Source organism: Chromobacterium indicum (assembly GCF_039708975.1).
GTDB lineage: Bacteria > Pseudomonadota > Gammaproteobacteria > Burkholderiales > Chromobacteriaceae > Chromobacterium > Chromobacterium piscinae.
On sequence record NZ_JAYFSJ010000002.1, the window covers coordinates 74,499 to 98,043 of the forward strand.

A 23,545-nucleotide genomic window follows, 5' to 3' on the forward strand; every position below is an offset into this window, starting at 1 on the left:
TACCATGCTTGAGCGTTCAATTCCCTATCCGCCGCGCCCGGAAATCCTCCCAATAGCATTGCAACACCAAGGCATTTTCATACATCCGGCTCACCGCTCGCTGGCCCACAATTTCTATCAATCGCTCCTTCGTCTGGTTACTGATGAATACCGTGGGAAAACCCGCTCTCGACCGGGCAGCAATCACATTAGTCAAAATCCGCAAGCCATGGCCATTGGAATCGAGAATATCCACCTCATCGATGATCAACAGCGGGCACATCGCCAGCCGCCTCAACTCGACATTCTCGCTACGTCCAGGCTTGCCCCACGTCTCGCACACCTCCACGCGCATTTGATCGGACGTAACATAGCGCACATCTAGGCCGCAATGGGCAATCAGATTCAGCGCCGCCGCGCTGGCCATGTGAGTCTTGCCGGTCCCGGTACTCCCGACCATCACCACGTTGCCGGCGCTGCGATCCTTCCCCACCCTGGCCACCCAACCCTTAAACGCCTGCAACACTGCCACCTGTTCAGGGCAAACCTCCAACAAGTCGCGGAACTTCGCCTCCCGAAACGTCCCCGGCACTCCGCAGCCCCACAACACCGCCCGCCGCTGCTCAGCCAGTCGGTTTGCGGCCTCTCGCTCTACATCGCACCGCAGGCACAGTGGCACCCGCCCAGGCAGGACATGCGCCACAAACTCACCATGCGTAGCGCAATGGCCTGACACTCGCGCCAGCCCACGCAGGCTGGCCACTCGTGGAAAATACTGCAATGCTTCACTCAAGCCAACCACCTTCACCGCTATCCATCACATTGCCCGAAACTGGCACCACTGTCCCCGGAGCCGGCGCGGGAACTTCTTTCCATGCCGGATCACGCCGGCCCTTACTCTCCCGCAGCCCACTGCGTACAGCACGCCCTGCAGACGGTTTTCCTTCCTCGCGCATCGACCGCAATACTTTCGACAGATACTTGACCGATACAGCCTCACCCTCCGCGATATACGCGCGACTACGGTCAATGGCCTGCGCAAGCTGCGGGACCGTTACGCCCGCCGCCGCCCACTCCAGCACTGCCGGATTGGCTGCGCCTCCGACCCTGACGCCCAGCTGGTCCGCAGCAGCGGCTAGCAATGCCGCTGCGCCCGGCTGCTCTGCGTTCATCTCCTCGCGCCCGATATGTATATATTTATTAACCTCCGATATGTCCGGCTCAGCCTGCCGGCTCATGTCCGGTTCATCACGACCCAGCACATCACCTAAGCCTTGACTGGCGCGGCTCTCACCATTCCTAGCCTGTCCCGTTCGTACACTCCCGTTCATGTCCTGCTCATCCACAGCACGCACCAATAGCGGCAATCTCAAGACCAATTTCTTGACCTCTTGAATGGCAGCTACGCGCTTTGCCAGCCCTACCCTTTCCAGCTCATCAAGCAGCGCATCAACCTGTTTCAATGTCGGTCGCCAGGCCGGGCGCTTGCTACCTCGCGGCGGCACATACTGGCAATTGATGGCGAGTACCGTTCGGCTAATTGGATAACCTCGACCAATGATGCCCGTGCGAATATCCACGCATGGCCGCAAACCAGCCACATACAAGCGAAACGCCTCTAAGCTGCACTCCAGCAAGGCGGATTGCTCCTGCTCTGACAGCAAAACTCTCACATCCCCCCCTTCCCCCCCACTGCCGACAACGCGGCCAGCCGGGGGTTTTCATGTTCAATCAGCAGCAACGGCGGCAAGCTTGCTTCGCGCCCTGCCCAATCACCCGCAACCGCGTCCTCAACGCTTCTGCCATGAGCTTTACCATGGATGTGCGCCAGCCTTTTCAACTCCCTTGCGCGCAGCGCCTCAGTGGGCAGCAATGCGATATAGGCAGCATCCCGGCGCACATCACCGCTTTCCTTGACCCATTCGACCATTTGCCGCCAACTCCAGCCGTTGTCTCAACAAATCCAGATAGCGCCGCCTAGCGGCTTGCTTATCATCCGAATGCGCCACCCTGGCCCGCCAATCGGCTCGGGTCAGCAGCATGTCAGCCACCGAAACCGACTTCATGGCGCTCCGTCAACAGGCCGTCAACATGGTTAATCGCGTCGCTCAGCGCCGCGCGCCCTTCCTCAAGCTCGATCTTGGCTTGCATCAAGGCTCCTTGATTCATCCCATCCGCCAGCAAGGAGAATGCCGCCACGGCCTCCCCAGCCTCTTTCGCGGCAGCCGCGACCAAAGTTGCATGCGTGGCATCGGGAACCCCCGGTTTCGCAATTGCTACATCGAACCCAAGCAGCCCTATCATTTCCGTGACACATGCCAACCGCAGGTCCATGGGCAACGCCCCTAGCACCGTTGGAAGTAGATTGGCCGGCAATAACGAAGTGTCTTTAGTCTGGTCATCAAGCCAACGGGCGATCCTCTCCGCATTGGTCTTGCGCGCCCGCATCGGATCGGTCCCGGCCTCGGTTTGCTGAAACTCCACCAGCCAAACCCCATCCGCGCCCGACTCGTAGTAATGCATGACAATCTGATGAGTCACCGCCTCCAACGTCCAGCGCTCTCGCTGCCGCCACTGCTGCACCGCATCCCGCGCCACACCAATCCATGTTTTGTGTGGTAAGCGCCGCATGAAATTCATTTGGAATCTCGCTATAGTTTGCCTTGCGGGAAGACCCCGCAGACTGAATAAAAAACGCCGGGCGAACCGGCCAAGACGCCCTGCGCAGCAACCGCAGGACGTGGGGAAATCAGCTTGGCCAGATATCTGGCCGCAAAACACTCCTAGGCACCTGCCCATCCGTCTGAGCCTCAATGTCAGCGGCAAGCGCTGCGCTGGGACGACGGAACCCGATAGCTACATGGGTCAGATAGGCCGGGGTCTTGCGGACACGCTTAGCCAACTCCAAGCGAGAACCGCGACTTTTTTTGAAGTATTCGGAGAGAGTCATGAACGCACAATATCAAATTGATATTGACAAGGCAAGTTTCAATATCAATTCGCACGTTTATCAATTTGATAATCAATGCGTTAATGCTGATATGGATATCTCAGAAATTCGCCGTCAAAACGTCCTGAAACTGATCGAAGAATGCGACGACTCAGTCAAGGCATTTGCCGACAAGGTAGGCATCCAACCTGGGCAAGCTTCGCACCTGAAGACCGGCTTTCGAAATGTCGGCCCGAACATGGCCAAGCGCATAGAGCAAGCTTTCGATAAAGAAAGCGGCTGGATAAGTCGCGATCATAGTCAAGACGAAAAAGTCATCGCCGCGACCATCCCCGAAGTTATCCTTTTGATAAATGAGATTGAGCTTGCGCTAAACGCTCGCACGCTCTCGCTGGATACGGTCAAGCACCTGCGCAGCCTAGTCCGCTCCATGCAGCCAAGCAGTAACCTCAACCAGGGCACAGAAGACAGCCGCGAACGCACTATCTCCAACCTTGCCAAACGGATAGCCGATCCGCACGGGGAAAACATCAGCCCCCCTCCTCCCCCCAAGGATGCCAAGGGCAAACAATAAGCCCCGCGGCGTCCCGCCCCCTCATAAACAGACCGCAGCGGACTTGCGGCGGCCATTCGCGCGCCATCCAGCCCCTCAGACCAGCCACTCAGCCGCAGCTATGGGCATAAAAACTAGCCACTTGACGAAAATTGACCTCTACCGTCATTCACCGACGCGCCACGATAAGACAGCATCCAACAATGGACATTGTCTCTATCCGTCGGCAGAACCTCACCACACTTGCCGGCCACTACCCCAGCCGGCAAGCGTTGGCGCAGGCGCTAGATCGTGAAGAGTCTCAAGTATCTAGATACCTGCGAGGCCGCTGCAATATAGGCAACAAATTTGCCCGGCATGTTGAAAAACAGCTCAATCTCGCAGCCGGATGGATGGACACAACCCATCACACCCCAACCCCTTTAAACCCCGAACCCCTCCGCGATAGCCTAGAGCAGTTCATCCGCTCATCGCCAAGCCCTGCGCTGGCTGCTACCATCGCGAGCTTGCTGAACTTACTGTCTGAAAACTGAAAATCAATGAGCATTACCTTGCTGGGCGCGGGCCACCACCTGCACGCGGCACGCCGGATTGATGGCTATTCATCCTGCGTTCACCGCGCAGAACTACGCGCGCCGGACGGCACCACCCTAACCGCATACGTCAAAGCCTTTCCGACAGATAACAAAGCGCTTGCCAACGAAGTTGCTGGCTACCTTCGCGCGCGCGCTTATGGCCTTACAACCGCACCACGCGCATTCATTCTGCTAATTCACACCAGAAAACTCAGGAAGCTATTTCCTGAATACACCTGGCCCGGCAGCGACGATGATCTATTCCCAACCTGGGCAACCGAGGAACTTCAAGACTCGATGCTCACGCTTGTTAGTGAGGCCGACGCTATAGCCTGGCGTCAGCGCGTACAGCAATGGCCGCACCTCCCCGCCGCTATTGCTTTTCATCAGTGGCTACAAAATATTGATGCCAATGCTGGCAATCTGCTTTGGCTAGGTGAAGCAGAATTTGCATTGATTGACTACGCTGACATGCTCGGGGGGCAGTCATGGACACCTGAAAGCCTTGAAACAGCTGGCTATTTACATAACAAGCTGCTACAGCTTGCATATGGTGGCGTACCAGATCGGACATCAGCCCGCGCAATAGAAGAAAGCCATCTATCAGCAAGCATTGCCTGGGAGCAGGCCAAAGGAAGTATCATGGATTGGTGGGGCGACCTACTCAAACGCAGAGACAGGGAAGCTGCTGCAAATTTCATAGCTTTACGCAGCGATCCAGAGTGGATCAAAGGAAAGGTTGCATGAGCAGAAAACCAGCCGCTCACAAGCTGGCAGGCAAGTTAAGCAAGCGCCTAACACCGGAAACAGATCAACAGCCACTTATCAGGGCTTCATCATGGCAAGTTTATTGGCAGTTTGATCTTGCAAGCGATGATATGGAATGCGTTGGCGTCGTCATGCGGATCGACGATAAGCTTTACTGGAACCTCCCCAGCGCCGACCAGCTTCTTGCTTGGCCAAATGCTGAACGCCAGATGCTGACAACCCAGCTCGACGCTCTCGCATACAGACTAACAACAGGGGCGCTCACCACCCCCATGGGCATGTCCTTGCGCAATGAGCGCGAAAGCTCCGGCAACAACATATCGGAAATCCTCAGCTATCTATGGCGACACGGCCCCGCACTGACATTGCGTAAAAAAAAAGCCCACTTACCGCATGACGGCCAAGTGGGCTTTTCTTCAGAACACGATGAGGTCATGCACTCCCAACACGGGGAGGCGCTAATACCCCCGACACGCGCCGGGGAGCCGTAACGCTAACCAGTTCTTTGACCTTCTTTTGTACGGATACAGGCACCCTGAGCGGTGCTTTTTGTTTTTGTGGCATGCCGCATTCTATTCTACTGACTAGTACAAATGACTAAGTAAAAACACCTAACCTGTCCCAAATGACAGGAAGGCAGTCAACCAAAATCCCGCCACTACCGTTCCCCGCCAAAAGATATCAAATTGATATTGACAATATCAAATCAAGCTTGCTATTGTTGCATCAAATATCAATTTGATATCGCTCCTTAACAACCAGTAAACACGTCGCCGCGTCCGTTCCGACGCGGTAACACCACCTTGCCGCCCGCGATGGCCGCACAGATCAACCCGACCTGCGCGCCCTCTGAATCGCCATCGTGGGCTGCATCCGCAAGCGCCCCAGTCGGGACGCTGCCGGATGCATTCACCTGGAGAAAGCAAGATGAAAAACCTGCAAAAGGCCCAGCAAGAAATAGAGGCCATCAAGAAACGCCTGCAAGAAGCACTGCAAGTAAAGCGGGCCGACATAGCCAGCCTACCCAAAAACACTTTAGCGCTTGAACACGGCCAACAGCTGGAAGCCTCAGCCGACGCCCTGGACACTGCAATCATCAACCTTGATGACGCCATCACCATGATTAGCGAGGCTTGCAAATGAGCTTGAGCCAAAACACTCAACGGCAGTTTGAGCGGCGCGAAATCCAGTTGCGCGCCCTTACCCCGGCCGCACTGCCAACCGAAACGGCGGAGCGACTACGACGCACCAGGCAGCGCGCAAACGACCGCGCCGAACGCCAGCATTACCAATCCGACACAGCCAACGGCTGGGATTAAAAGAGCGGCCCCGCCGGAGTGGCGGGCCGCCCAGGACACACCAAACGCAAGCGAATCCACCAAGGAGAAAAGCATGTCGATGGAAATAACTGAAATAACCGATGCAGCCGCCCATGACCTACGTGCCAGCGGCTGGATTATCAAAGCCCCGTACTTTCGCGACGGCCAGCCGGTTTTCCTTGTGATCAAACTGCCTGGCTGATTTTTTTGCCCGCGCTGCTCATGAGCACGAAATGAGCACGAAATGAGCAGGACGTTAGCGCCACATGAGCAACACATTAACAAGCAATGAGCAGGCGCGGCAGCAGCTCAACAGCCTACAACCGCAGCCGGCCATTGAAAGCAAGGCCGGCCGCATCCGCCAGCTACTACCAGACATCGAAGAGGCCATGCGGCGCGGTATCAGCCAGACCGAAATCCTCAACGCACTGGCAAATGCTGGCATCCAGATGACGCTAGATGAGCTACGGAATGCGCTGTACCGCGCACGCCGTCAACTCAGGAAGACAGCTCATGCGACGCCCCAAACCCCCGCGAAGCCGTCGCCCAAGCCAGCGGCACCGCCTCGCGAAACACCCCAACAAAGCGGCCACCAGTTCAACAGCACTGCTGAGCAATGGCAGCACGCGCGCGACAACCCCACAGACTGGTAAGGAAACCACGATGAACACCTACACACGAACCGCCCACATTGTCACCAACGGCAAAGGCGGCATTGGCAAGAGCAAAGCCGCCAGCGATCTGGCGCAAGCGCTGCGCCACCTTCAAGGCCAAGTCACCGCCTACGACACCGACGCAGTCAATCGCACCCTCAGCCGCACGCACACCCTCAACGCTACCGCCATTGAACTGCTGGACGATGGCATGCAAATCAATCCGCGCAATTTTGACACTTTGATGGCCAGGCTGATCGATAGCGAGACGGACGCAGTAATAGACGTGGGTAGCAACGGTTTCTTGCCACTGATGCACTACCTTGCCACGTCCGGCGCTATCGAATTCCTAGCTATGAACGGCGTGCGTGTGCGGCTGCATATCATCGTCGCCGGCGGCGACGAACTGACAGACACATCCACCGGCCTTGCAACCATGATGCGCCTGGTTGATGCGCCGGCAGTCGTTTGGCTTAACGAACACTTTGGCCCCGTCGTGAAAAACGGTAAGACCTTTGAAGAGTCCACCATCTATCAAGAGTTTGCGCCGCGCATCTACGGAATCATCACCATGCCGCGCCACGATCCCGCGACTACCGGCCGTGACTTGGCCGAAATGAAAGAGCTGGGCCTGACCTACGAAGAGGCAATGACACACCCCAAGTTTGCCGGCATGCCAGGCTTCCGCATCTTGCGCGCCTGGAACCAGATCCTCGATAGCGTAGAAGCTGCAACCATGGAGACCATCAACGCATGAACACCCAAGTCACCGCCACCGACCTGTCCCCGGCCCTTAAGCAAACACTCCACGACCTCGCCCGCGAAACGGCCCTGATCCAGCTTACGCTTGACGAAAGAGCGGCCCTCTCTCCTGGCCAGCTGGTACAGACCGGCCTTATCCACGCGACCAACAACGAGTTGTCGCTAAACGACCCGGACAGCTACATTGCGCTGCTGAAAATTTCGGCCAGGCTGCTGATTGCAAGCGGCAATGTCACATGCCACTCCATGGACAGCCAACAATGACGCTCCCCCTCATCCTCGCCGGCCTGATCGCAAGCAAGGGAACTCTGGCAGCCATTACCATCAGCGCAATCAAGCAAGCCGACAGCAAGCCCGTTCGGCTTCGTCGCTGCTATCAAATTCGGGGCTAGGGCATGGATATCTTGGACGCCATCACCAGCAAGGCCCGCGCGATTCAGGACGCGCAAGACCAGATCAGGCGAGACTGTTCTGAGTTCGTGGAACTGCTGCACGACATCAACAACCACCCGTATTCAGTTGTTGAGCGAGAAAACGTGTATTTGACCTCAACACCGGAGCCGAGTGCACACATCAAGGCCATCGTCGCCGGCATTCGGCTGAACGAGCTGAACGAGTTAGCCACACGCCGCGCGCTTCGCACGTCCGCATCGAACACATGCCCAACCGTCTTCGTGTTCAACAATACCGCCAGCCTTCTGCAACTGGACGGGGTTATGCACAGCTACCCACCATCATGACGCCCGGCACCAGCGAACAGCTGGCCGCCGCCTCCCACGACGCCCGCGCGCTGCCGTTTGACACGATTTTTGTCATTGGCGCCGCAGGCGACTGGAAACACCTAGCAGGCCAGCGCGTACACCGCCGCCGCAATGGCGGCTTTTTTCTGCCCGATGGCGTGTCGATGCTCCTTATCGACGCGCCCACACACCAAACCATCATCGCACAGGCAAGCGACCTCATCGCGCCAGGATCGACAGACCAGGGCGCGTTATCGCTGGAATAAACATGACGAAAGACATTGCAGCCCTGATAGCACCCATCCTTGCCGCTGGCGGCGCGCTTCGCACCGGACGCAAACACCCCGTCCTTATCATGCCAAATGGGCGAAGAACCGGCATACCCGTCAACCCCAGCGACCGCCGCGCACTCCAAAACCTGCGCAGCCACCTGAAACGACTACAGCCGGACCTCTATGCATGAACGATGAAATCATGGAACTCGCCGAGGCCGCTACCTTCATGCGGCTTGGCGAGCGAACGGTAAGAAAGTGGGTCGCAAACCAACGACTCAAAGCCGCCCGCACGAACACACGCGGCGGCAAGCTGCTGTTCCTGAAGTCCGACTGCATTGCAGCGATCAAGAAATTACAAGATGATATGGCCGCGGATGCGAACGACGGCCATCAAAGGAAAAACAAACGATGGCAATCAAGCTCAGAGGTAACACGTGGCATTGCGACTTCACCGCACCGAACGGGGAGCGCATTAGAGGCAGCCTTGGCACATCGGACAAAAAACAAGCCCAGGAACTGCACGACAAAATGAAGGCTGAAGCTTGGGAAGTCACCAAGCTTCGCGCCATCCCCGAAAAGACATTTGATGAAGCATGCCTGCGCTGGCTGGAAGAGAAGACCGACAAGAAAAGCCTGGATGATGACAAGTCCCGAATTGGCTTTTTCCTACTTCACTTCCAAGGCTGGCCACTCGCCGAAATAACAGAGGAGGAAATTACACGAGCCGTCAGCAAGATGGAAAATCGCCGCCATTTGCTCAATTGGCAAAAGATGTGCAACCGACTCATGAGGGAAGGCAAGCCCGTTCCTGAATATGAACCCAAGCCGGTAGCTGTTGCAACAAGAGCAACCCACCTTGCTTTTATTCGGGCACTGCTTAATGCAGCGCATGAATGGAAATGGCTTGAAACGGTTCCCAAAATCAGAACCCCCAAAGCTAAAAATAAGCGGATACGGTGGATTACAAAAGATGAAGCACAACGGCTTATCGATGCGCTGGAAGACCCGCTTAAAAGCGTCGTGGTATTTGCCCTAGCAACAGGGCTGCGCCGTTCAAATATTGTTCATCTGGAATGGTCACAGATCGACATGGCGCAAAAAATTGCATGGATACATCCAGAGGACGCCAAGGCCGGCAAAGCAATTGGCGTCGCTCTGAATGACACAGCATGCAACATACTACGGAAACAAATCGGCAAACACCCGCGATGGGTGTTTGTCTACATAACGGAGGCTACCAGATCAAACGGCACTCGGACAGAAAAAGTTCGGAAAATGCGCGTTGATGCGAACAAGGGTTTTAAAACTGCACTCCGCGCGGCGGGGATCGAAAACTTTACGTTCCACGACCTCCGCCATACTTGGGCCTCTTGGCTGGTACAGGCCGGCGTTCCTCTCCCCGTCCTAAAAGAAATGGGCGGATGGGAAACGCTCGAAATGGTGATGCGTTATGCGCACTTGGCACCGTCTCACCTCAGCGCCCACGCCAAGCAGATAGATATCATTTTGAACAGCCGTGACACAAATACGGCACAAATAGAAAAGGGGCTAGACGACATAGCCGCCTAACCCCTTGATCTTTATGGTGCCGGTAAGAGGAGTCGAACCCCCGACCTTCGCATTACGAATGCGCTGCTCTACCAACTGAGCTATACCGGCAAACCAATCTGTAAAAAAGCCCTGATTCTCTGAATTTGAAAATCAAGGCTTTTTTGAATCCTGGTCGGAGTGAGAGGATTCGAACCTCCGGCCTCTACGTCCCGAACGTAGCGCTCTACCAGGCTAAGCTACACTCCGATTCTGCTGCTTTTCGACTTGCGCCGAGGGAAGCTACTTTACCTCAGACTTCATTTTCTGACAAGTAATTTGTTAACTGGTCGGAGTGAGAGGATTCGAACCTCCGGCCTCTACGTCCCGAACGTAGCGCTCTACCAGGCTAAGCTACACTCCGACGACCACTTACAAACTGCTTGTCTGAAAAACTGCTGTTGCATCGCTTGCTGCGGTACAATCAACGGCTTCAGAGGACGCGCATTATGGAACAAATATGTGGTTTAGGCAACTATCTTTTTATCGTTTGAGCGGCGAAAGCCTGGTGGACGCCGATAAGCTGTTGCAGGCATTGGAAAAACGTCCGTTTCAACCCTGTATGGGCCTGGATTGGTTCAGCGAAGGCTGGGTTCCGCCCGCCGGACACCTGGAAGCGCCGGTCTACGCCGCCCGCGGCAGCCTGATGGTTTCCATGCGCCGCGAAGACAAGGTTTTGCCGGCTTCGGTGATCCGCGACTTCGTCGAAATGAAGGTGCAGGAGATCGAAGACAAGGAGCTGCGCAAGGTCGGCCGCAAGGAAAAGCTGGCGCTGAAAGAGCAGATCACCGACGACCTGCTGCCGCGCGCCTTCGTGCGCAGCGGCCGCACCAGCGCCTACCTGGACATCGCCCGCGGCTGGCTGATGGTGGACTCCGGCTCGTCCAGCAAGGCCGAAGCGCTGGTCTCCAAGCTGCGCGAGGCGCTGCCGCCCTTCCCCGCCGCGCTGCCGCGCACCCAGATCGCGCCGCACACCGCGATGACCGACTGGCTGGCCGCCGGCGAAGCGCCCGGCGGCTTCGAGCTGGACGCCGACTGCGAACTGAAGGACGGCAGCGAAAACGGCGCGGTGGTGCGCTGCAGCCGCATCGACCTGACCAGCGACGAAATCCGCCAGCACATCGCCACCGGCAAGCAAGCCACCAAGCTGGGCCTGATCTGGAACGAGAAAATCCGCTTCCAGCTGACCGACACCCTGCAACTGAAGCGCATCCAGTTTCTGGACATGTTGCAGGACGAAGCCAGCCAGGCCGGCGACGACCGCGAAAGCCTGTTCGAAGCCACCTTCATCCTGATGAGCGAAGAACTGGGCGAACTGGTGGAAGCGCTGGTGGAAGCGCTGGGCGGCGTGGAAGACAGCCAGGCGCAGCCGGCAGCTCCCGCGCCGACGCAAGCTCCGCAATCGGCCCCGTCCGACGCGGGCAGCGCCGTCGACGTGCCCTGGGACTGATCCCTCATTCCATCCGCGAACGACCCGGCCCCGCCGGGTTTTTTTGCGCCCGCGCGCGGCCCATTTTCCATCATTAAGAAAAACTAACTATCAACTTAAAATAATTGATTTAACAAAACTATCAAACTTGCGGATACTGCAAGCGTCAACTATCGGGAGAGAGTCATGAAACAGAACTGGCATCACACCTTGCTGGAAATGTGGTCCGGCTTTGCCTGGCTGCAATGAGTTCCCTTCCGTAGATTCGCCCCACTCAAGGAGAAAGCAGGATGAGCAAGCACAACCTCACCACCGCGGCCGGCGCGCCGGTCGTCGACAATCAGAACGTGCAGACCGCCGGCCCGCGCGGTCCGATGCTGCTGCAAGACGTCTGGTACCTGGAAAAGCTGGCCCATTTCGACCGCGAAGTGATTCCGGAGCGCCGGATGCACGCCAAGGGTTCTGGCGCTTTCGGCACCTTCACCGTCACCCATGACATCAGCCGCTACACCCGCGCCGCGCTGTTCTCCCAGATAGGCAAGAAGACCGACCTGTTCCTGCGCTTCTCCACCGTGGCCGGCGAGCGCGGCGCGGCCGACGCCGAGCGCGACATCCGCGGCTTCGCCGTCAAGTTCTACACCGAGGAAGGCAACTGGGACCTAGTGGGCAACAACACGCCGGTGTTCTTCCTGCGCGATCCGCTGAAATTCCCCGACCTCAACCGCGCGGTGAAACGCAATCCGTACACCAATATGCGCGACGCCAACGCCAACTGGGATTTCTGGACGCTGCTGCCTGAGGCGCTGCACCAGGTCACCATCGTGATGAGCGACCGCGGCATTCCGTCCAGCTACCGCCACATGCACGGCTTCGGCAGCCACACCTTCAGCCTGATCAGCGCCAAGGGCGAGCGCCACTGGGTCAAGTTCCACTTCCATACCCAGCAGGGCATCCAGAACCTGAGTGATGCCGAGGCGGAAAAGCTGGTGGGCCAGGACCGCGAGAGCGCGCAGCGCGATCTGCTAGAGAGCATAGACCGCGGCGATTTCCCGCGCTGGACCATGTATATCCAGGTGATGACCGAAGCCCAGGCCGACGCTTGTCCCTTCAATCCCTTCGACCTGACCAAGGTGTGGTCGCACAAGGCCTATCCGCTGATCGAAGTGGGCGTGCTGGAGCTGAACCGCAACCCGCAGAACTACTTCGCCGACGTGGAGCAGGCCGCGTTCAACCCGGCCAACGTGGTGCCGGGCATCAGCTTCTCGCCCGACCGCATGCTGCAAGGCCGCTTGTTCGCCTACGGCGACGCCGAGCGCTACCGGCTGGGCGTCAACCACCACCTGATCCCGGTCAACGCGCCTCGCTGCCCCTTCCACAACAGCTATCACCGCGACGGCGCGATGCGGGTGGACAGCAATGCCGGCGCGACCATCGGCTACGAGCCGAACAGCCAGGGCAAGTGGCAGCAGCAACCGGCGTTCGACGAGCCGCCGCTGGCGCTGCAAGGCGGCGCCTACCACTACGACTTCCGCGCGGACGATGACGACTACTACAGCCAGCCCGGCGCGCTGTTCCGGCTGATGACGCCGGCCCAGCAACAAGTGCTGTTCGACAATACCGCCCGCGCGATGGGCGGCGTCGACGAGGCGATCAAGCGCCGCCACATCGCCAACTGCGCCAAGGCCGATCCCGCCTACGGCGCTGGCGTGGCCAAGGCATTGGGCCTGAGCATCTGACGTCAATCCGATACAGCCGGCGCGCCCTGGGCCCGCCGGCTTTTTCTTCCCCCCTTGATTTAAATGATAATCATTATCATTATTATGGAAAGCCATTCCAGTGAGAGCCGCCATGCAAACCGTCAGCCCCTTCCCATCCCGCCACAGGGCCAACAAGCCTGCCCCTGCGCCGCGCCGCCGCTGGCGGCGTTGGCTGGGCCTGGCCATCTTCTGCGCCGGCTGCCTGCTGTGGCTGCAACACGGCGTAGCGCCCGCGCCGCGCCCCGTGGCGGCGTCGGCCGCACGTTGAGCGAATTTATTGAACCAGAGTAAACAATTAAGTGAGAAAACCGGCATTTTTTTAACCGCCATGCCGGCGTAAGCTGTTGCCATACCCTCATTGCAGGCAACAGATCATGACTACCCGACAACCCTCGCTGTTCATTTCCCACGGCGCGCCGACGCTGCCGATAGAAGACAGCCCCACCCGCCATTTCCTGGAACAGCTGGGCCGCGGCTGGCCGCGCCCGCGCGCCATCGTCATCGTATCCGCCCACTGGGAGACGCGCGCGCTCACCGTCAATCTGCAGCCCCGGCCCGATACGATGTACGACTTCGGCGGCTTCCCTCCGGTCTTGCGCACGCTGCGCTACCCTGCCGCCACCGACACGGCGCTGGCCGAGCGCGTGATCGGCCTGCTGGGCCAAGCCGGCCTGCCGGTGGCCGCCACCGTCGAACGGCCGCTGGACCACGGCATGTGGACGCCGCTGCTGCTGATGTTTCCCCAGGCAGACATCCCGCTGGTGATGATCTCGCTGCACCACAGGGCCGGCGCCGCCGAGCACTACGCGCTGGGCCAGGCGCTCAAGCCGCTGCGCGACGAAAACGTACTGGTGATGGGCAGCGGCAGCTACACACATAATCTATGGGAGCTGAGCCCGGAAGGCAGCGAACGCGCGCCCTGGGCGGCGGGCTTCGCCGACTGGATGGACCAGGCGCTGCTGGAAAACCGCCGCGACGACATCGTCCACTGGCAACAGCGCGCGCCCTACCCGAACGAAAACCACCCCAGCGACGAGCACTTCCAGCCGCTATTGGTGGCGCTGGGCGCGTCGGACGACGACGCGGTGCCGGTCAAGCTGCACGACGACTGGCGGATGGGTTCGCTGTCGATGGCGTGCTGGCGTTTCGATTAAGGAAATCGCCTACAGAGTGCGCAGCCTGCCGCGGAACGCGTCCAGGCTGCGATATCCCTTGACCCGCATCAGCATGGCCAGCTCGCCGGCGATGCGGGAGAAGGCGCCCGGCCCCTCATGGTACAGGCAGGTGCCCACCTGCACCGCGCGCGCGCCGGCCAGAATGTGCATGAAAGCCTCGCGCCCGCTCTTCACGCCGCCACAGCCGACCACGTCCTTGCCCGGCAGCAGCCGGAAAAACTCCCGCACATTGGCCAGCGCGGTCGGCAGCACGTAATCGCCGCCCAGCCCGCCCAGGCCGTCCTTGGGCTTGATGACCACAGCCTCGCTGTCGATGTCCACCACCAGCCCATTGCCTATCGAATTGATGCAGGTGACGAAGGCCAGCCGCGGGTGGCGGTTCAGTATCTCCGCCATCGCGGCGAAATGGGCGGGATCGAAGTAAGGCGGCAGCTTGACGCCGTACAGGCCGGAATAGGCGGCGTCGAAAGCCTCCAGCGCCTCGGCCGTGGCGGCGAAGTCGTAGCCCAGTTGCGGCTTGCCCGGCACATTGGGGCAGGACAGATTGACTTCCGGCACCGCCGGCAACCCCTCTTCGGCCAGACGCCGCAGCATCGCGCAATTGTCGTCCAGCGACAGGCCGGACAAGGACAGGAACAGCGGTTTGCCGCTGCCGTAGCGATAGCGGCGCGCGTAGTCCAGGTAGTAGTCGAAGCCGCGGTTGGGCAGACCCATCGAATTGATGCTGCCCAAGGGCGTCCGGCAATAGCGCGGCTCGGGGTTGCCGTCGCGCGGCGTCAGCGTGGCGCTCTTGGTGATCACCGCGGCGGCGGCGGAGGCATGCAGCGCCTCCAGCTCGCCCTCCTCGCGGCACCAGACGCCGGAGGCGTTGTACAGGCAGCCCGGCATGGTCTGGCCCAGCCAGGTGACGGACAGATCGATCGCATGGTCGTCGGACATTTGAAGCTTTCGGCTGAAAGTGGAATGTCCTTGATTGTGAGGGGAAACGCCGGCAGCGATGCTGAGCGGGGTCAAGGCCTCCGCGCGTGGCAAAGAAAATGCCCGGCTGCGGCCGGGCATTTCGATCAATGCGATCAACGCTTACATCTGCGCCTGCTGGTAGTTCTCCACACCCATCAGCTCGATCAGCTTCAACTGCTGCTCCAGCCAGTGCGCGTGGTCGTTTTCGGTTTCCTCCAGCAGCACCATCAGTCCGTCGCGGGTCACGTAGTCGCGCACGCTTTCGCTGTGGGCGATCACGTCCTTCAACAGCGCGCCGACGCGGTATTCCACTTCCAGATCGGCCTTCAGCATCGCCGGCACGTCTTCGCCCACCTTGATCGGCACGCGGCGGGCCACATCGGGGCGCCCCTGCAGGAACAAGGTGCGGGCGATCAGCGTGCGCGCGTGTTCCAGCTCGTCCTCGCGCTCGTGGTCGATGCGCTCGAACAGCTTGTTCAGCCCCATGTCCTTGTACATCTCGGCATGGATGAAGTACTGGTCTGCGGCGGACAGCTCTTCGGCCAGGAGGTCGTTGAGCAGCGCTATGGTCTTGGGATCGCCCTTCATGTTCTTGTCCTGTGGTTCCGGGTCATGCAAACCGTCATTCTAGGCGTTCAGCGCAGCAGATGCACCCCCTGGTAGAAAACGAAGGACAGCGACCAGGCCAGCAGCACCGACCAGCCGACCGACATCGCGGCGAAGCGCCAGCTTTTCGATTCGCGGTGCATCGCCGCCACCGTGGACAGGCAGGGCACGTACACCAGCGTGAAAATCAGGAAGCTCATCGCCGACACCCAGTCCAGATGCTGAACCAGCACCCCGCCCAGACCGGCCTCGGACACGCCGTAGATCACCGCCAGGCTGCCCAGCAGGATTTCCTTGGCGATGAAGCCGAACAGCAGCGCCACCGCCAGCTCGGCGCGTATGCCTATCGGGTCCAGCACCGGCGACAGCGCCGCGCCCAGCGCGTAAGCCAGGGTCTTGCCATCGCCGGCCGGGATGTGGGTCAGCAGCCAGACCATCACCACGCCGGCCAGGATGAAGGTGGAGGCCAGCCGCAGAAAGGCGCCCACCTCGCCCGCCGCCCGCGTCAGCATGTGGCGCGCGCCCGGCAGCCGGTACGGCGGCACCTCCAGCAGAAAGGCCTCGTCGCCGCGGTAGCGGCGCTTGAACACCCAGGCGGTGACGATGGCGGCGACGAAGGTCATCAGGTACAGGCCGGACACCACCCACGGTGCCTGGCTCTTGCTGAACAGGATGCCGGCGAAGAACACCACCACCTGCAGCCGCGCCGAGCATAGCGAAAACGGGATCACCAGCATGGTCAGCAAACGCTGGCTGCGCTCGCGCATCACCCGGGTGCCCATGATGGCCGGCACATTGCAGCCGAAGCCCATCAGCTGCATCACGAAACCGCGGCCGTCCAGCCCCAGCTTCGCCATCATCGCATCGGTGAGAAAGGCGGCGCGCGCCAGATAGCCGCTGTCCTCCACCATCGCCATCAGCACGAAGAACACGAACAATATCGGCGCGAAGGTCAGCACCGTGGCCACGCCCTGCCACACGCCGTCCAGCAGCAGGCTCTGCAGAATGGCCGGCAGCGAGGACACCATAGGCGCCAGCGCATGGTCCTTGACCCAATCCAGGCCGCCGCCCACCGCGTCCTGCAAGGGCGTGCCGATCTGGTAGGTGAGATTGAACAGCAGCGCCATGAAGGCGAAGAACAACGGCAGGCCCAGCCACGGGTGCAGCAGCCAGCGGTCCACCTTCTCGGAGAGCAGCGTCGGCAGCACCGGCGGCAGCCGCCAGCAGCCATCCAGCTGGCGGCGAGCCTGGTCTATCGCCTGTTGCGACTCCGGCACGCTCTCCAGCTGCGCGTGAACAGCCGGCTCCGCGCGAGCCGCCAGCCGGTTCAAGGCCTCCATCAGCCTGGGCCAGCCCTCCATCCGTTTGGCCGACACCAGCGCCACCGGAGCGCCCAGCCTTGCGGCCAACGCCTCCACATCCACGGAAATGCCCAGCAGCCTGGCCTCGTCGGCCATGTTCAACGCCACCAGACAGGGCAGGCCGCTGGCGATCACTTGCAGCGCCAGCGGCAGCTGGCGGTCCAACTGGCTGGCGTTGAGCACCAGCACCGCGCCGTCGAACGGCGTGGACAGCAGCACGTCGCGCACCACCGCCTCGTCGTCGGTATAGCCGGTGAGGTCGTTGACGCCGGGCAGGTCGATCAACTCCACCATCTTGCCGCCCAGCAGCAGGCGCGAGCTGATCAGCTCCACGGTCAGCCCCGGCCAGTTGCCGACCCGCTGCGACATGCCGGTCAGGCGGTTGAACAAGGTGGATTTGCCGGTGTTGGGCAAGCCTATCAACACGAAACGTTTCATGCCGCCGCCCTCACCTGAATGTGGCGGGCCAGGCTGCGGCGCAGCAGGAAGCGGGTGGCGCCCACCTCCAGCAGCAGCGGGCCGCCCCAGGGCGCGGCGCGGCGCAGATGAAAGCGGCAGCCTGGCGTCAGGCCGAAGGCCGCCACGCGGCGAAACGCCTCGTCGCTCAGGTCCAACCGGTCCACGACGCCGCAGGCGCCGGCCGGAAAGCCATCCAATGACTGCATAGCAATTCCCAGATAATGCGAATAGTTTGCATTAGTATATCGAAGCCCCTGCCGCCGGCCTGCGGCATATTGCCGCAATCCGCCTGGCGCTTGACCTTGGTCAAGCCCGCCTCCCCTTCGCGCAACGCCCCGGCGCTTCCGCCCCGTGGATTTCAGCCACCCGACATGGCGCGAAGCGGGTAAAATCGCGGGCATCGCACAATCGACACTAACGGGCCTACGACCATGAGCATCAAATCGGACAAGTGGATACGCCGGATGGCGGACGAGCACGGCATGATCGCGCCGTTCGAGTCCAACCAGGTGAAAATGGCCGCCGACGGCCAGAAGCTGATCTCCTACGGCACCTCCAGCTACGGCTACGATATCCGCTGCGCCGACGAATTCAAGGTGTTCACCAACATCAACAGCACCATCGTCGACCCGAAAAACTTCGACCCCAACTCCTTCGTCGAAGTGTCGGGCAAAGGCTACTGCATCATTCCGCCCAACAGCTTCGCGCTGGCGCGCACAGTGGAATACTTCCGCATTCCGCGCAGCGTGCTGACCGTCTGCCTGGGCAAATCCACCTACGCCCGCTGCGGCATCATCGTCAACGTCACCCCGTTCGAGCCGGAATGGGAAGGCTATGTGACGCTGGAGTTCTCCAACACCACGCCGCTGCCAGCCAAGATCTACGCCAACGAGGGCGTGGCCCAGGTGCTGTTCTTCGAGTCGGACGAAGTCTGCGACGTGTCCTACAAGGACCGCGCCGGCAAATACCAGGGCCAGGTGGGCGTCACGCTGCCGCGCCCCTGAGCCCGCGGAAACGCGCAGGAAAAAAGGATGGCTTCGGCCATCCTTTTTGTTTGCGCCGCGCGCAAAAGCCGCTCGCAATTTCCGGCATCTGTTCTAGGCTAAACAAAGGGTTAGCTGACATCCCGGTTGTGCCGACCCTTTGCACAGCAAGCTGTTTCTTCTTGGGGCGTCGCGGTTCCCCCTTGCCGCTGCGCCCCCTTTTTATGCTCCGTCCGCTTGCCAGCCTGCCGCGCCGAAGCCATCATCGTTTTTTGTTCTCCCCCTCGTCATCCATGAACATCTACGACTTCACCTTCCGCCGCCTGGACGGCGGCGAACAGGCGATGGCTGACTACCGCGGCCGCGTGCTGTTGCTGGTCAACACCGCCAGCCGCTGCGGCTTCACCCCCCAGTATGCCGGCCTTGAGACGCTGCACCGCCGCTTCGGCGAACAGGGACTGACGGTGATAGGCTTTCCCTGCAATCAGTTCGGCGAACAGGAGCCTGGCGCCGCCGCCGAGATCGGCGCCTTCTGCCAGAAGAACTACGGCGTGGATTTCGCGATGGCCGACAAGATAGAGGTCAACGGCGCCCGCGCCCATCCGCTGTGGCAATACCTGAAACGGCAGAAACGCGGCCTGCTGGGCCGGCCGGTGCGCTGGAATTTCAGCAAATTCCTGGTGGACCGCCAGGGACGGGTGGTGGCGCGCTTCGCCCCGTTCACCCGGCCGGAAAAACTGGCAGCCAGGATCGAAGCGCTACTGCAATGAAAAGAGCCGGGCGCTGCCCGGCTCTGTTGCCGCCTGTATGGCGGCGCTGCGGATCTACCCGCCTATGCGCATGAATCGATGTGGCGTTTGGCGATCTCCGCCAGCAAATCCAGATCGTCGTCCAGATGCTCCTGGATGTCCAACAACGCCGCGCGCAACACCGCCGCGGCCAATTTGGACTGATCGCCGTTGAACACATGGGCCAGCACCCTCAATTCGCGGCACGCGGTGATGTCCAGCGGCACCTCCAGCCTGCGCACCACTGCCAGCTCCATCTCGGCCGCCGCTTCCGGGCAAGCCACGCGCTGGGCCTCCAGCTCCGCCAACAAGGTTTTCAAGGCCAGTCCCATTCTGTCCTCCCCTGCTCTCTCGTTCATCTTCGCCGGGTCCTGCCCGACCCCTGCGGCCTGTGCTGCTCCGCGCCCGCCGGCCGCCAGCCGGACTCGGTCGTTCCATTCATCGAGGGCTAGACCTCCCCCGTCGTCCGGCATCCGCCAGCACGCCTTGGCGGCGCGCGACAACAGGCCATCCGCGCGTCGCCGAACCCGCGCCTCAAACGCCGGCGGAGCCTGCCGTCATGGCGGCGAAAGACTCTTTAAGCATAGGCCAAAGCCCGGCAAAAAACCGCGTCAGCCGCGCGCCTCGAAACCGGCCAGCACATTGACCACATTGGTCCCGATCGGCCCCACCGCGTAACCGCCCTCCAGGCAGAACAGCGTCGGCAGCTTCAGTCCCGCCAGCCGCGCACCCAGGGTGACGAAATCGGGCGAATCGAGCTGGAAGCGCGAAATCGGGTCTCCTCGGTAGGTATCCACCCCCAGCGACACCACCAGCGCCTCCGCGCCGAAGCGGGCGATCTGATCCAGCGCGCAGTCCAGCGCGACGAACCAGGTGCTGACGCAAGAGCCGGCGGACAACGGGAAATTGAAGTTGTAGCCCAGCCCCTCGCCTTCGCCCTTTTCGTCGGCGAAGCCGAGGAAGAACGGATACTCTGTGCGCGGATCGCCGTGTATCGACAGAAACAGCACGTCGCTGCGGCGGTAGAAAATGTCCTGGGTGCCGTTGCCGTGGTGGTAATCGACGTCCAGCACCGCCACCTTGCGCATGCCGTGGTCGCGCAGCGCTTGGGCGGCGATGGCGGCGTTGTTGAGGAAGCAATAGCCGCCGCAGTAGTCGAAGGCGGCGTGGTGGCCAGGCGGCCGGGTCAGCGCGAACGCCGCGCGCTCGCCGCCGATCAACCTATCGGCCCCGGTCAGCGCGGTGTCGGCGGCCGCGGTCGCCGCCGCCCAGGTGCCGGCGGTGATCGGCGTGCCGCAATCCATCGAGTAATAGCAGAGCTGGCCCTCCACGTGATCAGGGATGGCCTCCCGCAGGCGTCGGACCTGCCACATCTTGGGCAGCGCGTCATAGTCGCGGCCCATGTCGCTCCAGCGCTGCCAGGCGGTTTCCAGGAAGCGCGCGTAGTCGGCGTCGTGCACGCGCAGGATGGGGTCCAGGCCGTGGCGGCGCGGATGGATGATGTCGCCCAGCTCGCGCTCTCGGATAGCGGCCAGCACCATGTCGGCGCGGGACGGGGTTTCGAAACAGGGTTTGAGGGTGCCGTCGATCAGCTCGGACTGGCCGTGCTGCAGGCGGTGGGAATCGGAATAGACGGTGAGCATGGCGTTCTCCCGCAGAGGAATGCCTTATGCTCCCGCCATGGCGCCGCGTGGTCAAACATTGATGGGCGCGAACTTGCGCCAGGACAAGCGCCGCTCAGGCCACCAGGCCGGACACGTAATACCAGCGGCCGTCTTCGCACAGGAAACGGCTGGTCTCATGCATGCGCTCGGCCTTGCCGCCCACCTTGCAGCGGGCGACGAACTCCACCACGCCTTCCCCGTCGGCTTCCAAGCCGGCTTCACAGCGCTTCACCTCCAGGCCTATCCACTTCACCACGCCGGCGTCCTCGTCCAGATGCAGCGACTCCGGCCGTGTGGACGGATGCCAGGTGGCCAGCAGGTAAGCTTCCAGCCCCAGCGCGTAGGCGCTGTAGCGCGAGCGCATCAAGGCCTGCGCGGTGGGAGCCGGCGGCGCGTCCGGGCCCAGGTAGCGGCCGCAGCAGGCCGCCAGCTCGCCGCCGCCGCAGGGGCAGGCTGCGTTCGCGTGTTTCTTCGGCTTCATTAGTAACCCAGCGGCGGCAGGCCGTACAGCTTGAGCAGGAAATTGGAGAACGCCGGATCGGCCGGCTTGGGCGAGTATTTGGGCCAGCGCCGCATCCATTCGCGCAGATGCGCCTCCAGCTTGGCGCGGAAGGCGTCGGAGTCTATGCGGCCGGCTTCGCGCTCCACCGTCAGCTGTCGGTAGACGGCGAAGTTGTCGTTGTCGACCGGATTGCCGCCGGCGATGCGCAGCCGGGCGGCGTTCAGCTGGTCGGCCGCCGCGGTGCGGGTCAGCTCGCCCGACTTGACCTTGTCGGCCAGCCGGTTGGCCTCGGCCAGCAATTGGTCCACCTTGCCGGACGAGCGCGGCTGGGCCGATTGCGCCGGCCGGGACGAGGCGCCGGAACCGGAATGGATGGGCACGCCCAGCTGCTGCAGCGCGCTGCAAGCGGTCAGCGAGCCCAGCAGGGAGAAAGCGATAAGCTGTCTTTTCATGGCGGCCATTGTAGCCCGCCCTGCCCGCGCGCCGTCAACGGCAAACGTATTGCGATCGATTGCGGACGAGGACAAGAGACGGGCTGCCGGCGTCAGCCGAGATGCTCGAACAGCACGGTGGACAGATAGCGCTCGCCGAAGGACGGGATCACCACCACGATCAGCTTGCCGGCGTTTTCCGGCCGTTTGGCCAGCTGCAGCGCCGACCACACCGCCGCGCCGGACGAGATGCCGACCAGGATGCCTTCCTTGGTCGCCACTTCGCGCGCCACCTGCAGCGCGTCTTCGTTCTTGACGCGGATGATCTCGTCGTAGATGCCGGTGTTGAGGATGCCCGGCACGAAACCTGCGCCTATGCCCTGGATCGGGTGCGGGCCCTTGGGGCCGCCGGACAGCACCGGCGACGCGTCCGGCTCCACCGCGACGATCTGCACGCCGGGCTTGCGCGCCTTCAGCACTTCGCCGACGCCGGTGATGGTGCCGCCGGTGCCCACGCCGGCCACGAAGATGTCCACCTTGCCGTCGGTGTCGTTCCACACTTCTTCGGCGGTGGTATGGCGGTGGATCTCCGGATTAGCCGGGTTCTCGAACTGCTGGGGCATGAAATAGGTGTCGGGGAATTCGTCGACCAGCGCCTTCGCCTTGGCGATGGCGCCGCCCATGCCGTCCGGCCCCGGAGTCAGGATCAGCTCGGCGCCGTAGGCTTTCAGCAACTGGCGGCGCTCCTTGCTCATCGATTCCGGCATGGTGATCGCCAGCTTGTAGCCGCGCGCCGCGCACACCATCGCCAGGCCGATGCCGGTGTTGCCCGAGGTGGGCTCGACGATGACGGTGTTGGGGCCGATCTTGCCGGCCGCCTCCGCCGCGTCCAGCATCGCCACCGCGATGCGGTCCTTGACGCTGTGCGCCGGGTTGAAGAATTCCAGCTTGGCGACCACCGTGGCGCCGACGCCCTCGGTGACGCGGTTGAGCTTGACCAGCGGGGTGTTGCCGATCAGGTCGGTGATGGTATTGGCTATGCGCATGATCTTATTCCTCATCCTGCTAAAATGACGATGCCGATATTCCACGGCATCATAATCAATACGATGCGGGCGACCTAATATTGTTTGCTTATATCCAGCAAACCAAACTCCGGCTACCCTCTCTAACCCGCCGCGCATCCGCCTGCGGCCGGCCTGGAAACAGGCCCGTCGCCGCTGCGGAGAAAACGCCGGCGGACTCAAACCGCTTTGTTATAGTCAATGC

Annotated in this window: 33 protein-coding genes and 3 tRNA genes; 20 read left to right on the top strand and 16 right to left on the bottom strand. The window is 61.2% G+C overall.

Annotated features, from left to right (window positions below):
• Positions 1-16: 16 nt before the first annotated feature.
• The 4 genes from VA599_RS02850 to VA599_RS02865 form a co-directional block, all read right to left on the bottom strand.
• Positions 17-772 (bottom strand): ATP-binding protein, encoded by a 756-nt coding sequence (locus VA599_RS02850; RefSeq protein ID WP_346787617.1) that lies wholly within the window; start codon positions 770-772, stop codon positions 17-19.
• A complete protein-coding gene (locus tag VA599_RS02855; protein WP_346787618.1) occupies positions 765-1,652 on the bottom strand; it encodes a hypothetical protein in 888 nt (295 codons plus the stop codon). The genes VA599_RS02850 and VA599_RS02855 overlap by 8 nt, the downstream gene beginning before the upstream one ends.
• Positions 1,649-1,909, bottom strand: coding sequence for a hypothetical protein (locus VA599_RS02860; protein ID WP_346787619.1), 261 nt, complete (start codon positions 1,907-1,909; stop codon positions 1,649-1,651). The genes VA599_RS02855 and VA599_RS02860 overlap by 4 nt, the downstream gene beginning before the upstream one ends.
• Before the next feature lie 113 nt (positions 1,910-2,022).
• Entirely contained in the window at positions 2,023-2,619 is a 597-nt protein-coding gene (locus tag VA599_RS02865) for a toxin YdaT family protein (protein WP_346787620.1), read from the bottom strand.
• 308 nt (positions 2,620-2,927) lie between these two features.
• Here VA599_RS02865 and VA599_RS02870 point away from each other — a divergent pair, with 308 nt between their 5' ends.
• The 14 genes from VA599_RS02870 (at position 2,928) to VA599_RS02930 (ending at position 10,143) form a co-directional block, all read left to right on the top strand.
• Positions 2,928-3,503 carry a helix-turn-helix domain-containing protein gene (locus VA599_RS02870; RefSeq protein ID WP_346787621.1) on the top strand — a complete coding sequence of 192 codons (576 nt, stop codon included), beginning with the start codon at positions 2,928-2,930 and terminating at the stop codon, positions 3,501-3,503.
• A gap of 182 nt (positions 3,504-3,685) precedes the next feature.
• Positions 3,686-4,015: a helix-turn-helix domain-containing protein gene (locus tag VA599_RS02875; protein WP_346787622.1), complete on the top strand. Its 330-nt coding sequence runs from the start codon at positions 3,686-3,688 to the stop codon at positions 4,013-4,015.
• Between the two features lie 6 nt (positions 4,016-4,021).
• Positions 4,022-4,804, top strand: coding sequence for a hypothetical protein (locus VA599_RS02880; protein WP_346787623.1), 783 nt, complete (start codon positions 4,022-4,024; stop codon positions 4,802-4,804).
• Positions 4,801-5,316: a hypothetical protein gene (locus VA599_RS02885; RefSeq protein ID WP_346787624.1), complete on the top strand. Its 516-nt coding sequence runs from the start codon at positions 4,801-4,803 to the stop codon at positions 5,314-5,316. The genes VA599_RS02880 and VA599_RS02885 overlap by 4 nt, the downstream gene beginning before the upstream one ends.
• 436 nt (positions 5,317-5,752) lie before the next feature.
• The gene (locus tag VA599_RS02890) at positions 5,753-5,968 is read left to right on the top strand and encodes a hypothetical protein (protein ID WP_346787625.1); all 216 of its coding nucleotides are present in this window, start codon (positions 5,753-5,755) and stop codon (positions 5,966-5,968) included.
• Positions 5,969-6,217: 249 nt separating this feature from the next.
• Positions 6,218-6,346: a hypothetical protein gene (locus tag VA599_RS02895; protein ID WP_346787626.1), complete on the top strand. Its 129-nt coding sequence runs from the start codon at positions 6,218-6,220 to the stop codon at positions 6,344-6,346.
• Between the two features lie 64 nt (positions 6,347-6,410).
• Positions 6,411-6,797, top strand: coding sequence for a hypothetical protein (locus VA599_RS02900; protein WP_346787627.1), 387 nt, complete (start codon positions 6,411-6,413; stop codon positions 6,795-6,797).
• Between the two features lie 10 nt (positions 6,798-6,807).
• Positions 6,808-7,554, top strand: a complete 747-nt coding sequence (locus VA599_RS02905; RefSeq protein WP_346787628.1) for a nucleotide-binding protein — start codon at positions 6,808-6,810, stop codon at positions 7,552-7,554.
• Positions 7,551-7,823 carry a hypothetical protein gene (locus VA599_RS02910; RefSeq protein WP_346787629.1) on the top strand — a complete coding sequence of 91 codons (273 nt, stop codon included), beginning with the start codon at positions 7,551-7,553 and terminating at the stop codon, positions 7,821-7,823. The genes VA599_RS02905 and VA599_RS02910 overlap by 4 nt, the downstream gene beginning before the upstream one ends.
• Positions 7,824-7,954: 131 nt before the next feature.
• On the top strand, positions 7,955-8,299 hold the full coding sequence (locus tag VA599_RS02915; RefSeq protein WP_346787630.1) for a hypothetical protein: 345 nt from the start codon (positions 7,955-7,957) through the stop codon (positions 8,297-8,299).
• The gene (locus VA599_RS02920; protein WP_346787631.1) at positions 8,296-8,565 is read left to right on the top strand and encodes a hypothetical protein; all 270 of its coding nucleotides are present in this window, start codon (positions 8,296-8,298) and stop codon (positions 8,563-8,565) included. The genes VA599_RS02915 and VA599_RS02920 overlap by 4 nt, the downstream gene beginning before the upstream one ends.
• A 2-nt stretch (positions 8,566-8,567) precedes the next feature.
• Positions 8,568-8,762, top strand: coding sequence for a phosphoribosylglycinamide formyltransferase (locus VA599_RS02925; protein ID WP_346787632.1), 195 nt, complete (start codon positions 8,568-8,570; stop codon positions 8,760-8,762).
• 11 nt (positions 8,763-8,773) lie between these two features.
• Positions 8,774-9,106 carry a helix-turn-helix domain-containing protein gene (locus VA599_RS24125; protein WP_429838503.1) on the top strand — a complete coding sequence of 111 codons (333 nt, stop codon included), beginning with the start codon at positions 8,774-8,776 and terminating at the stop codon, positions 9,104-9,106.
• A complete protein-coding gene (locus tag VA599_RS02930) occupies positions 8,989-10,143 on the top strand; it encodes a tyrosine-type recombinase/integrase (protein WP_429838504.1) in 1,155 nt (384 codons plus the stop codon). Before VA599_RS24125 ends, VA599_RS02930 begins: the two co-directional genes overlap by 118 nt.
• 14 nt (positions 10,144-10,157) lie before the next feature.
• Here the strand turns inward: VA599_RS02930 and VA599_RS02935 are convergent.
• The 3 genes from VA599_RS02935 to VA599_RS02945 all read right to left on the bottom strand — a co-directional run bounded on the left by VA599_RS02935 (position 10,158) and on the right by VA599_RS02945 (position 10,525).
• Positions 10,158-10,233 (bottom strand) — tRNA-Thr (locus tag VA599_RS02935).
• Positions 10,234-10,294: 61 nt separating this feature from the next.
• Positions 10,295-10,371 (bottom strand) — tRNA-Pro (locus VA599_RS02940).
• A gap of 77 nt (positions 10,372-10,448) precedes the next feature.
• Positions 10,449-10,525 (bottom strand) — tRNA-Pro (locus VA599_RS02945).
• Positions 10,526-10,621: 96 nt separating this feature from the next.
• Here VA599_RS02945 and VA599_RS02950 point away from each other — a divergent pair.
• The 4 genes from VA599_RS02950 to VA599_RS02965 all read left to right on the top strand — a co-directional run bounded on the left by VA599_RS02950 (position 10,622) and on the right by VA599_RS02965 (position 14,501).
• The gene (locus tag VA599_RS02950; RefSeq protein ID WP_104947892.1) at positions 10,622-11,611 is read left to right on the top strand and encodes a recombination-associated protein RdgC; all 990 of its coding nucleotides are present in this window, start codon (positions 10,622-10,624) and stop codon (positions 11,609-11,611) included.
• Positions 11,612-11,880: 269 nt separating this feature from the next.
• Positions 11,881-13,326, top strand: a complete 1,446-nt coding sequence (locus VA599_RS02955) for a catalase (RefSeq protein WP_346787634.1) — start codon at positions 11,881-11,883, stop codon at positions 13,324-13,326.
• A 112-nt stretch (positions 13,327-13,438) separates the two neighbouring features.
• Positions 13,439-13,615, top strand: coding sequence for a hypothetical protein (locus VA599_RS02960; RefSeq protein ID WP_346787635.1), 177 nt, complete (start codon positions 13,439-13,441; stop codon positions 13,613-13,615).
• A 106-nt stretch (positions 13,616-13,721) separates the two neighbouring features.
• On the top strand, positions 13,722-14,501 hold the full coding sequence (locus VA599_RS02965; protein ID WP_346787636.1) for a DODA-type extradiol aromatic ring-opening family dioxygenase: 780 nt from the start codon (positions 13,722-13,724) through the stop codon (positions 14,499-14,501).
• 9 nt (positions 14,502-14,510) lie between these two features.
• Here the strand turns inward: VA599_RS02965 and VA599_RS02970 are convergent, their stop codons facing one another.
• The 4 genes from VA599_RS02970 to VA599_RS02985 all read right to left on the bottom strand — a co-directional run bounded on the left by VA599_RS02970 (position 14,511) and on the right by VA599_RS02985 (position 18,114).
• Complete coding sequence (locus VA599_RS02970) at positions 14,511-15,461, bottom strand: dihydroorotate oxidase (protein WP_346787637.1); 951 nt, start codon at positions 15,459-15,461, stop codon at positions 14,511-14,513.
• 141 nt (positions 15,462-15,602) lie between these two features.
• Positions 15,603-16,070: a bacterioferritin gene (gene bfr / locus VA599_RS02975; RefSeq protein WP_221668151.1), complete on the bottom strand. Its 468-nt coding sequence runs from the start codon at positions 16,068-16,070 to the stop codon at positions 15,603-15,605.
• A 47-nt stretch (positions 16,071-16,117) separates the two neighbouring features.
• Positions 16,118-17,887: a ferrous iron transport protein B gene (feoB, locus tag VA599_RS02980; protein ID WP_346787638.1), complete on the bottom strand. Its 1,770-nt coding sequence runs from the start codon at positions 17,885-17,887 to the stop codon at positions 16,118-16,120.
• Complete coding sequence (locus VA599_RS02985; RefSeq protein ID WP_046158147.1) at positions 17,884-18,114, bottom strand: FeoA family protein; 231 nt, start codon at positions 18,112-18,114, stop codon at positions 17,884-17,886. Before VA599_RS02985 ends, feoB begins: the two co-directional genes overlap by 4 nt.
• A gap of 225 nt (positions 18,115-18,339) precedes the next feature.
• Between VA599_RS02985 and dcd the strand changes: the two genes are divergently transcribed.
• Positions 18,340-18,912 (top strand): dCTP deaminase, encoded by a 573-nt coding sequence (gene dcd, locus VA599_RS02990; protein WP_021478989.1) that lies wholly within the window; start codon positions 18,340-18,342, stop codon positions 18,910-18,912.
• A 272-nt stretch (positions 18,913-19,184) separates the two neighbouring features.
• Positions 19,185-19,661 (top strand): glutathione peroxidase, encoded by a 477-nt coding sequence (locus VA599_RS02995; RefSeq protein ID WP_104947897.1) that lies wholly within the window; start codon positions 19,185-19,187, stop codon positions 19,659-19,661.
• Positions 19,662-19,723: 62 nt separating this feature from the next.
• Here VA599_RS02995 and VA599_RS03000 read toward each other — a convergent pair whose 3' ends face one another.
• The 5 genes from VA599_RS03000 to cysK all read right to left on the bottom strand — a co-directional run bounded on the left by VA599_RS03000 (position 19,724) and on the right by cysK (position 23,322).
• Positions 19,724-20,038: a hypothetical protein gene (locus VA599_RS03000; protein WP_158677714.1), complete on the bottom strand. Its 315-nt coding sequence runs from the start codon at positions 20,036-20,038 to the stop codon at positions 19,724-19,726.
• Positions 20,039-20,290: 252 nt separating this feature from the next.
• The gene (locus tag VA599_RS03005) at positions 20,291-21,322 is read right to left on the bottom strand and encodes a histone deacetylase family protein (RefSeq protein WP_346787639.1); all 1,032 of its coding nucleotides are present in this window, start codon (positions 21,320-21,322) and stop codon (positions 20,291-20,293) included.
• A gap of 94 nt (positions 21,323-21,416) precedes the next feature.
• Complete coding sequence (locus tag VA599_RS03010; protein ID WP_346787640.1) at positions 21,417-21,824, bottom strand: YchJ family protein; 408 nt, start codon at positions 21,822-21,824, stop codon at positions 21,417-21,419.
• Positions 21,824-22,297 carry a hypothetical protein gene (locus tag VA599_RS03015; RefSeq protein ID WP_346787641.1) on the bottom strand — a complete coding sequence of 158 codons (474 nt, stop codon included), beginning with the start codon at positions 22,295-22,297 and terminating at the stop codon, positions 21,824-21,826. The genes VA599_RS03010 and VA599_RS03015 overlap by 1 nt, the downstream gene beginning before the upstream one ends.
• A 92-nt stretch (positions 22,298-22,389) precedes the next feature.
• The gene (cysK, locus tag VA599_RS03020) at positions 22,390-23,322 is read right to left on the bottom strand and encodes a cysteine synthase A (RefSeq protein WP_021478995.1); all 933 of its coding nucleotides are present in this window, start codon (positions 23,320-23,322) and stop codon (positions 22,390-22,392) included.
• Positions 23,323-23,545 lie beyond the last annotated feature (223 nt).